This window comes from Pseudarthrobacter cellobiosi, from assembly GCF_023913815.1.
Taxonomy (GTDB): domain Bacteria; phylum Actinomycetota; class Actinomycetes; order Actinomycetales; family Micrococcaceae; genus Arthrobacter; species Arthrobacter cellobiosi.
On record NZ_JAMXBK010000025.1, the window covers coordinates 358,800 to 368,923 of the forward strand.

The 10,124-nt window shown below is 65.0% G+C and carries 7 protein-coding genes and 1 pseudogene; 3 read left to right on the forward strand and 5 right to left on the reverse strand.

Annotated features, from left to right (window positions below; genetic code table 11):
• Nucleotides 1-6 precede the first annotated feature (6 nt).
• The 3 genes from NG701_RS13695 (at nucleotide 7) to NG701_RS13705 (ending at nucleotide 3,133) form a co-directional block, all read left to right on the forward strand.
• A complete protein-coding gene (locus tag NG701_RS13695) occupies nucleotides 7-972 on the forward strand; it encodes a carbohydrate ABC transporter permease (protein ID WP_252568327.1) in 966 nt (321 codons plus the stop codon).
• Nucleotides 969-1,946, forward strand: coding sequence for a carbohydrate ABC transporter permease (locus NG701_RS13700; protein ID WP_252568329.1), 978 nt, complete (start codon nucleotides 969-971; stop codon nucleotides 1,944-1,946). Before NG701_RS13695 ends, NG701_RS13700 begins: the two co-directional genes overlap by 4 nt.
• Before the next feature lie 134 nt (nucleotides 1,947-2,080).
• Nucleotides 2,081-3,133 (forward strand): LacI family DNA-binding transcriptional regulator, encoded by a 1,053-nt coding sequence (locus tag NG701_RS13705; RefSeq protein WP_252568330.1) that lies wholly within the window; start codon nucleotides 2,081-2,083, stop codon nucleotides 3,131-3,133.
• Between the two features lie 85 nt (nucleotides 3,134-3,218).
• Here NG701_RS13705 and NG701_RS13710 read toward each other — a convergent pair whose 3' ends face one another.
• The 5 genes and pseudogenes from NG701_RS13710 to NG701_RS13730 all read right to left on the reverse strand — a co-directional run.
• Nucleotides 3,219-4,307, reverse strand: coding sequence for a DUF8083 family protein (locus NG701_RS13710; protein WP_252568332.1), 1,089 nt, complete (start codon nucleotides 4,305-4,307; stop codon nucleotides 3,219-3,221).
• A 34-nt stretch (nucleotides 4,308-4,341) separates the two neighbouring features.
• A complete protein-coding gene (locus NG701_RS13715) occupies nucleotides 4,342-5,148 on the reverse strand; it encodes an exodeoxyribonuclease III (protein ID WP_252568333.1) in 807 nt (268 codons plus the stop codon).
• 274 nt (nucleotides 5,149-5,422) lie between these two features.
• Complete coding sequence (locus NG701_RS13720; protein WP_308292604.1) at nucleotides 5,423-6,001, reverse strand: recombinase family protein; 579 nt, start codon at nucleotides 5,999-6,001, stop codon at nucleotides 5,423-5,425.
• 593 nt (nucleotides 6,002-6,594) lie between these two features.
• Nucleotides 6,595-9,051 (reverse strand): glycosyl hydrolase, encoded by a 2,457-nt coding sequence (locus tag NG701_RS13725; RefSeq protein ID WP_252568335.1) that lies wholly within the window; start codon nucleotides 9,049-9,051, stop codon nucleotides 6,595-6,597.
• A pseudogene (locus NG701_RS13730) lies at nucleotides 9,048-10,124 on the reverse strand (glycosyl hydrolase); the annotation flags it as partial. The pseudogene NG701_RS13730 and the gene NG701_RS13725, both read right to left, overlap by 4 nt.

A 10,124-nucleotide genomic window follows, 5' to 3' on the forward strand; every position in this document is an offset into this window, starting at 1 on the left:
TGGGCAATGGAGTTTCTTGGAGGAAAGTTTCTTCAAGTTTTTATCGCGTTGGCGGTTTTTGCCGCGCTAATTGGGCTGATCATGCTGATGGTGGACAGGGCACCCAAATCAGTCAAAGACAAACTGACGATCGTTGGCTTTTTGGCGCCAGCGGCAATCCTGATGCTGGTCGGCCTGGTTTATCCAGCCGTGCAGACATCGTTCCTGGCATTCACGAATGCCTCCGGGCAACCTAACGGAGTCGACAACTTCGTCTGGATGTTTACGCAGCCCGAGGCGCTTGCCACGGTTCGCAACACGGTCATTTGGACGGTGCTGGTGCCCCTGCTGTCAACGGGCTTCGGCCTCGCTTACGCGGTCTTCATCGACAAGGCGCGCGGCGAAAACGCCCTTAAAGCCTTGGTCTTTATGCCGGTGGGCATCTCGATGGTTGGCGCAGGCATCATCTGGAAGCTGGTGTACGACTACCGCGGTCCCGGCATTGAACAGACGGGCGTCGTCAACGCTGTGCGGGTCGCCTTGGGCATGGATCCCAAGCAGTTCCTCCTCGATGCACCGGAAAACACCATCTTCCTCATCATCGTTATGGTGTGGATCCAAACGGGTTTCGCCATGGTGATCCTCTCGGCGGCCATCAAGGGCGTTCCGATGGAACTGGTTGAGGCAGCGCGCCTCGACGGAGCCAACCCCTGGCAGCAGTTCCGCAATGTGACCGTGCCCGGCATCCGGGGCGCTTTGGTGGTGGTGCTGACAACCATCACCATCGCCACCCTGAAAGTCTTCGACATTGTGCGCACCATGACGGCGGGCAACTATGACACCTCCGTGATCGCCAACGAGATGTACACCCAAGCATTCCGTGCCGGCGAACCGGGCAGGGGCGCAGCGCTCGCCCTCGTCCTGTTCCTCCTCGTCCTGCCAATTGTGGTCTACAACGCCCGCGTCCTCCGTCAGCAAAGGGAAATCCGATGACCGTCATGCCAGCGCCGGATGAGGCGGCCAACACTTCCCGCACGCAGTCACGCAAAGACAAAGGCCGTCCCAGCTCGCCGGAGGATTCCGCGCCGATCATGCGGCGCGTCAAGACCAGGCTGACCTCACGGTGGGCCACCGCGGCCGCCGTGATCATTGCGACGATCTGGACCGTGCCCACCTTCGGCCTCCTGGTGTCCTCCATTCGTCCCGCGGCCAAGCAGGTGGGCCCGCGTTCGGATGGCTGGTGGAACTTCTTTGCCGACTGGGATTTTACTTTCAAGCACTATGTCGATGTCACGGCAGCGGCAGGTTCGCAGTCTGCGAACCTCTCGCAGTACTTCGTCAACTCCCTGGCGATCGTCATCCCGGTGACCGTCTTTGTCCTGGTGCTCGCCTCCATGGCGGCCTACATCTTCGCGTGGGGCAATTTCAAGGGCCGCGACGGGACTTTCATCTTCGTTTTCGCGCTGCAGATCATTCCCCTGCAGATGGCGCTGATCCCGCTGCTCCAGCTGTTCACCCAGGTGCTGAAGCTCCCGCCGGGCTCATATGCCCAGCTGTGGATCGCGCACACCATGTTTGGGCTTCCCCTTGGCATCTTCCTGCTGCACAACTTCATCTCGGAGATCCCGGGGGAAATGATCGAAGCCGCCAAGGTGGACGGGGCAGGCCACACAACTATCTTCTGGCGGATCATCCTGCCCTTGTCCGTTCCGGCCTTGGCATCGCTGGCCATCTTCCAGTTCCTGTGGGTCTGGAACGACCTGCTCGTGGCATTGGTGTTCTCCGGTGGAACGGCAGACGTGGCGCCCATCACCCAACGGCTCGCTGAGATATCCGGTACCCGTGGCAACAGGGACTTCCTGAACCCTGCGGCCGCGTTCGTGTCGATCATTGTGCCGCTAGCTGTGTTCCTTGGCCTGCAGCGCTACTTTGTCCGTGGTCTCCTGGCCGGCGGCCTCAAGGGCTGATCGGACTCAGGGGGCTGATCGGACGCAAGGGGGCCGGCAGCAGGTAACACTGTGACGTCGGTCGGCCCGCAACCTAGCATGGCTTGGGGGCAAATGCATAGCGGATATTAAGTTTGAGCCCATGAGGGGAAACGGTGGCACGCATGGCTGAAAGGTCTCAACGGGGTGGCCACAGCGGCGTCAGCATTGAGGACGTGGCAGCGGCCGCCGGCGTATCCACCGCCACCGTTTCCCGGGCCGTTCGCGGGCTGCCCAGGGTTTCGCCCGCCACCCGGGAGAAGATCCTCGAGGTGGCGGGGGCTTTGGGTTACGTGGCGTCGTCGTCGGCGTCAGGACTGGCCACCGGCCGCACCAAGACCATCGGCGTGCTGGCCCCGTTCGTGAGCCGCTGGTTCTTCTCCAAGGCCATCGAGGGCGCGGACCGCGAACTTCACGCCCGCCACTACAACCTTTCCCTCTTTAACCTGGGCGGTCACGGCAGCAACCGTGAGCGCCTGTTCAGCAAGACCATGGTTTACAAGCAGATTGACGCCTTGCTTGTCCTTTGTATGGCGTTGAGCCACGACGAACTGGACCACCTCCAGAAGATTGATATCCCGCTGATCGTGGTGGGCGGTCATGTGGAGGAGTGCGCGTACATCGGCATCGACGACTACGCCGCTGCATCCACCGCCGTCCGGCACCTGATCGACCTCGGTCACCGCGACATTGCCCTCCTGCACGGCGACGACGAAACGGACCTTAACTTCGACGTTCCCCGCGTGCGGATCCTGGCTTTCAAGGACGTCATGGCAGGAGCCGGGCTGCCCACCCGCCCCGAGTGGGACGAATGGGGAGACTTCACGGTCCGCAGCGGCCAGGAGGCCTTCCGGCGCCTCTGGGCCCGGTCAGGCCCCAAACCAACCGCCATCTTCTGCGCCTCCGACGAAATGGCTATGGGCGTCATCTTCGAGGCCACACGCGTAGGCGTGCGGGTCCCTGAGGACCTCTCGGTGGTGGGCATCGATGACCACGATTTCGCCGACGCGATGGGCCTGACCACAGTGGGACAACGGCCCGACGAACAGGCCGAGCTGGCCACCAAGATGCTCATCGATGAACTGGACGGCACAGCCGGGGCGGTCCGGTCCGCCGTCGCGCCCCACCAGCTCATCGTCAGGCGTACGACGGCGCCGCCTCCTTCCTGAGGAGGGACGGCGTGGCATCCCGGCCAGGACGCCGCGGCCAGGGTCAGGAATCCGCAGTCGCGACGCCGTGGTCAGGAAACAGTGGTCAGGACGCGCGGGCGAGTTGCCGGATTGGAATCCAGCGGGAAGCCAGCCTGCGGTACGCCGCCGCGGCGCCCGTCATGTCGCCTTCTGCCAGGCATTCGATGCCCAGCCGGATGTCCATGGGCGACTCGTCCGGGTAGACCTTGTCCGCCACGGCGCCGTAGTCGAGTTCCACCATGGAATTGACGTGGAACAGCTCCAGCCATTCGGTCAGCTGGGCGAGGTCGTCCAGCATGTCCAGGTCGGGGGCGGCCAGCGCCAGGTGGGCCACGGCGTACCGTGCCCGCTCCATGGCTTCGGTGATGGGAGCCCACACCCTGACGGTGAGGATGCGCCCGCCTGATTCCACCACGTCCTTATGGTCGCCTTCCATAAACAGTGAGAACCAGCTGAAGGGGATGCCCCACGTGGAGGCGCGGGTATGCACGCGGATGGCGCCGTCACGTGCTTTGACCTGGTCAATGCGTTCCTGGTGCTTGTCCCGCTGCTCTTCCGGAATCAGCATCTCGGCCAGCGGGCCGTGGATGCCTTCCATGAGGGCATTGGCGGCGAGGCCGGCGCGCAGGACCAGCTGGCTGGGGCAGTACAGCAGGACGCGCCCGGACCCAGCGTCACGCCCGCCGTCGCCCCCAGCGTCAGGCCCAAGGCCGGAACCGGCGCCTATCCCGGTACCCAAGCCTGACTCGGTACCCACCCCGGCCTCGGCACCCGGGCCGGCAGCACCACCCGGGCCGGCGGCAGCACCGGGGCCGGCGGCAGCACCGGGGCCGGCGGCAGCACCGGGGCCGGCGGCAGCACCGGCGTCGGGCGTTCCTGGCTGCGGCGTCCGCCCGGGGGGTACACCGGGAATGCTGGTGACGCGGACCAGGTCCGTCCGCCCGGTGGGGAACGGGTCACCACCGGAGCGGGTGATCCGGCCCAGCGAGGCCAGCAGTTCGGCGTTTTCGACGGCGGCCCGGGAGGCTGTGCGGGCACCGGCGGTCCGGATGGCCTCCCGCTGTCCTTCCGGGAAGGCTTCCAGCGGTTCGTAGACGCGCAGGGTGGAGGAGAACGGCAGCCCGGCCTGGCCCCGGTAGAGGTTTCCCGTCATTACAGTTTCCCTTCCTGGGCCCCGGCTGCAGCCATCAGTCCGCCAGTTCCACCAGAACGGGGGCGTGGTCCGAGGCGCCCTTGCCCTTGCGTTCCTCGCGGTCGATCGACGCGCCCGTGACGCGGGCCGCCAACGCGGGGGAGCCAAGGACAAAGTCAATGCGCATGCCCTCCTTTTTGGGGAAGCGCAGTTGGGTGTAATCCCAGTAGGTGTAGACGCCGGGACCGGGCGTGTACTGGCGTGCCACGTCGGTGAAGCCGGCCTCTGCGAAAGCGTGGAAGGCCGCCCGCTCCGGCGGGCTGACGTGGGTGTAGCCCTGGGCCAGGAAGAGACCGATGTCCCAGACGTCCTCATCCAGGGGCGCGATGTTCCAGTCACCCATCAGCGCAACCTGGGCATCCGGGTTCGCCGCGACCAGTCCGTGGGCATGGTCCTTGAGGGATTCGAGCCATTTGAGCTTGTAGGGCATGTGTTCGTCGTCCAGGGAGCGGCCGTTGGGCACGTAGAGGCTCCAGACCCGGACGCCGCCGCACGTCGCCGCCATGGCGCGGGCCTCCTGGACGGGATCCTTGCCGGCCTTCCCGAACGGAGGCTGGTCCAGGAACGTGCGCTCCACGTCTTCCAGGCCAACCCGGGACGCGATGGCCACGCCGTTCCACTGGTTCACACCGAAGTGGGCCACCTCGTAGCCCATGCGTTCGAACAGCTCCCAGGGGAAGTTTTCGTCCTTGCATTTGGTCTCCTGGATGGCCAGGACGTCGCAATCGCTGCGCTGCAGCCAGGCCTCCACACGGTCGGCGCGGGCACGGAGGGAGTTTACATTCCAGGTAGCAATCTTCACAGTCCCTAACTTACCGAACTTGTTGCCCGGAGGCGTTGCCGCGGCGGGAAAGCCAGCGCAGGCCGTTTGTCAGTTTCAGAAGTCGTCTGCACTGGATCCCGTGGAAGTACGGGCCTTGTGCAGACGACTCCTGACACGGAAGCGCTCGAAGTCGTCTGCACAAACCGTCGTTTTGTTCGAAGTCGCGTGCACCAACCGTCATTCTGTCTGAAGCCGCCTGCACGAACCGCCGCCGACGTCAGGGACTTTTAGGCTTTCGGCTAGTCATCGGCGGTCAGCGTCTCCGGTGGTCGGGGCGGCAGGTAACGGTAGAGGCTGGAGCGCTGACACCGGTGGCTTTGACGATCTCGGAGATGGACTGATTTTCCTGGTCGCGAAGGTGCGCGGCGTAGGCGAGCTTCGCTGGATCGACCACGCTGGGGCGGCCGATCCTCTTGCCTTTAGCGGCAGCAACGGCACGCGCGTGGGCTGCGCGTTCGATCGCGTAGGTTCGTTCCATTTGGCCGAAGAGCGCGAGCATCACAACTGCCAGCTGCGACATGGGATCCTCCGGTTTGGCGGAATCAACCCGGATCGGGTCAGCCAGGTTCCGGACTCCGACGCCGCGACCGGCCAGGTCGTGGATGAGGTTCAGGGTGTCGCGGACGGTGCGGCCCAACCGGTCCAGGGTGTGCACCACGATCACGTCCCCGTCGCGGGCCTGGTCGAGTGCTTCATGAAGTCCAGGCCGGTTTGTGGTGGATCCGGATTTCTTGTCCACGTAAATGTGCCGGGCAGGGATGCCTTCGCTGCGCAGTGCGTCGATCTGCCGGTCGAGGTCCTGTTTCGCGGTCGAGATGCGGGCGTACCCAATTGTGGATGTTAGGTGGCATTGGCGGTCAAATCACACTTAGATATGGCGGTTCTAGCAGATTCCTATGACGAGGATCGAGCGAGCGGATTAAAGGAACGTCGTCGGTGAGCGGTCACTTTATGAGAGAAGTGGACAGGAAATATTCAGTGCCGAGGAGATGCTCCCTTTGCCTCGTGAGCCGAACATAGTGCTTCCACACGGCCGCCTTTCCCGCACGCCGCGGCCTCAACTGCGGTGTCTTTGTCCGAAGCCAATGCAACTCCTGAAGGTGCTTGGGTGTTGCGGCGAGGGTTATCCACCCCGGTCGTACCGGGGCCGATCCAAACCTGTGTGACAGTCAAATGCCGGTCAGGGGAGTCGTCACGCGTCTGACGGCGGCCGTCGTCGTTGAGCGACGTGTCCGTGGATCCTTGCAGGCTGCCCATCCGTCGGACCGGCCTTGGCGCACGAGGGCGAATTTCGTCAGGATCGTGGGGTTTCCTTTCTGCCTTGGCGGCGGGCGGGGGTACGGAACTATGTCTGCAAACGAACGGCCGCTCCGACTCTCCATAATGAGAGAGTCGCAGCGGCCGCCGGCTGGCTGCCTGTAGGGGCTACTTGGTCGTAGCCTTGGTGGTCAACCAGGCTCCGGTGCCGATCTCGCTGACCGCGGCGATCCGCACTAGGTATTCGGTTTTCCCGAGGAGTCCCGTGATCTTGGTATTGGTTGCGGTACTGACCCCGTCGCCGAAGGTCTTCCAGTTCACGCCGTCGGTGGATGTCTCAATCAGGTAATCGGTGATGGGAAACCCGCCATCGGAGGCAGGTGCGGTCCAGGACGCCAGCAAAGACTTGCCCTGGACCTTTATTACCGCACCGCGGGGGGCGGATGGTGCCGGGGAGGTGCTGGCCGCCACCGGCTGGGAAAATTCGCCGAGCCCCGCTGCCGAGACTGACTGCACCCGGACCTGGTATTCAGTCCCGGGGTTGAGTCCTTGGATCCGGGCTCCCGGCGTGGACGTTACGGCGTCATACACCGGCACCCACTCAGTGGCACCGGTGGCACGGTACTGCAGCCGGTAGTCAGTGACCGGAGCCGTGCCGGTGACGGTCGGGGCCGCCCAGACGACATCAATAGCGGAACCACTGACAGGAGTCAGCTTCACTTCGGCGGGGCTACCGGGCAGACCTGAAGGCTCCGGCTCGGGCTCCGAACCGCCGCCCGTCAGGGTGAGCCCTGCAAAGGGTGCCTTGACCACCGAAGTGGCCAAGTCGATGGTTGACGGCGAAGTGCCCAGGACGTTCCATAGCTCAACCTTCATGGAACCATCCACCAAGGCTCCAAGCTCCCCCTCGACGGAGGTGAAGCCGAGCTCCGAGGTGTACCGCTCAAATCCCGCCACCGGGTCGGTGGGGAAATAGTTGTAGGTTTCGATCCGGTCGAAGGTGCCGTCGCCGGTCAGGTCATATGAGACCCTGATGCGCGTTCCGTTCCCGACACCTGCCGTGTCCACACCGATATCGAACGCGGTCCTGCTGCCCGCGAAAGTGCCGTTCAGGTTTTCGGCCGTTAGGGTGAGGCCGGTTGTCGGATCACCGACGGCGTCGGGTCCGCTGCGGGGTGCGAGTGTCGCCACCGGCGCGGTGCCGGGCTGGGACAGGAACGATCCGTCGGTGCCGAGGTAGAACGTGGTGGTGGTCGGGACGGGCGGGTCCGTGGGGTCCGTGAGCTCTTCCGTGCCGCTCGGCGCTCCGCCACCGCTCCAGGTCTGCGCACCGGACGTCACTGTCTTGCCGGCGGCGACGTCGAGCACGGTGCCATCGGAGAAGGTGACCTTGAGGGGTTCCTGGGTGATGTTGCTCGCCACGTAGGTCCTGGCGCCGTCCTTCGTGAACACGGCGGCCATCGGGTCATCGGCGTGGACGCTGCTGTCCAGGTTTCCAAGCGTTGCAAGGTTGGCAATCCAGTGATAGGTGTGGGCCCGGCTCTCCCCTTCCTCCTCGGGGTATTCACGGTCGTTATCCAGTGCCGAAAGCGCTGCCGGCCCGTCCCCGAGGGCCAGGTAGGACCACAGGATGTCCTGCCAGACGGTCGGGTTGCCGTTGTTCACGTCGACCATTTCGGCGAAGTTGGACACAACGTCATCCGGGCGCAGGCCCAGGTAGAGGTGCCCGCCGGTGATCGGCAGGGTGTTGATGCCTTGGATCATCTCGGCCTCGGCGCTGAACCACGTGGAGTAGGTTCCGCCGTCGCCCCAGATCATGCCCGCGGTGGTGTGCCCGAAGGAGTCGGGCATGGCGCCGGATTCATCGAACCAGTACTGCTGGATGGCGGCGGTCTGGGTTGCATAGAGGTAGATTCCGGCGTCGCGGGTGGCGGTGTCGCCGGTGGCCGTTCCCCACTGGATGAGGCCGTTGGCGAAGTTCTGTCCCTCGGAACTCGATTCCTGGTTGTTTCCGGCACCGAAGGCGCCATGGCCGGAGGCCCAGTCGTGGCCGGCGTAGATGTCGAAGTCGCGCAGGTACGGGTAGCGGGTATCGGCGCGGTCGAAGTTATTCGCATCCGCGATCAGCTCATCCACCATGCCGCCGTAGGCCGCATCGGCTGCCCACTCCGGTTCAAACCGTGCCAGGGTGGCAGCCGCCACGACGAAGTAGCCATAGTGGAAATGGTGGTCGTTGAGCTCCTTATCGGAGCCGTACGACGCCGGGAACCCGACGAGGGTGCCCCAGTTGGAGTTGTAGGAGAAGACCTGTTCGGTCTCGCCGGGTGAGGCAGTGAACCAGTTGGTGAGGGTCTCCTTCATCTGGGCCAATGCCGTGTCGCGCACGGCCGTGCGGTCGAGCTGGTCGGCGATCTCCACGATGCGGGCGGCGCGACCGAGGGCCTTGCCGGTCCAGTAGGTGTCGTCCTTGTCGATGCTCATCGGATCGGCCGCAACCTGGTCCAGCAGGGCGTCCAGGCGGGCGTTGGCGTCACCGGCCCCGGTCGCAACGGCGGGAACCTCGGGCAGCACCCCGGTGAAGGGGGTGGCCGTGGTGAAGGAGGTTGCCCCGACCAGCGTGGTCATGGCCCCGCGGGGGACACGTAGGTGCGGTCCAGGGTCGCTCCGGCCGATGGTCCGTCGCCGGTCACGCCATCGAGGTAGGCGCTCTGGTGCGGGTAGAGCGACAGCACGGTGCCTGAGTTGGCTCCCTCCTGCACCTTAGTCTCGGCCGAGTAGGTGGTCTCAACCACGCTCCCGGCCTCGTTATAGACGAAATCAGCCCGGGTTCCGGTGACCTTGGCGTACGCGTACGGCGTGTAGCTGTCGGCGACTGCGGTGCGCGCCGCGTCCGTGTCGGTGGGGCTCGTCGGCAGTGCCGCCACGGAGAGATACCCCTTCCCGTCGAGGGTGCTGCTCAATTTCGTGCCCGAGACAGTCCAGGCCCCGCCGGTGGGGGCGAACGCGACGTAGTCCCCGCCGCCGGAGCTAAACCCGATGCGCTCACCGTCATTGAGCCAGACGCGCAGGTCGGCTCCTGCGGTGATGACTGCGTCTCCGCCGGCGATGTCGTACCAGCTGAATGGCAGGCCGTGGCCGATGGTCGCGGTCATCGACCGGGTGCCGTCGCTCCACGAGGGGGTGACAGTCCAGTCGGTCCAGTCGGCGACCTCGACGACCGGGGCGGTGAGCCCGGCGACGCCGACCATCACGTCCTGCGCGTAGGCATAGTGGAACTCGCCGATTCCGCCCGGGGTGCCGCTCATGGTCGGCGTCGTGGTGTTTGAGAGTCCCAGGCCGGCGGCCTGGGGGAGGTAGGAGAGCGGATGCGCGTGCAGGGGCTCGCTGCCGACGCAGTTGTACTTCTTGAAGAGGAGCGAGGACCACCAGTCATTGGTGGGAACAGCTCCGGCCGGGGCGGTGTCGGTCACGTAGGCGCGGGCATCCGTGGCCAGCGGTGCGCAACCCTCGGGAGCCGGGCCGATGGTGTCCGTGGTGTAGCTGCCGCTGCCAGCGGGCAGGGTCTCGGCTTTCGCCGCGCCGGCCGGGATAAGCCTTGATCCACCGATCCGCCTGGGCGGATGAGCTGAATTCGGTTTCGGCTCGTTGTGCGGGCGAAGGGCGTGCTGGGGTGCCGGGCCTCGCTGCCCCTTGAGTGT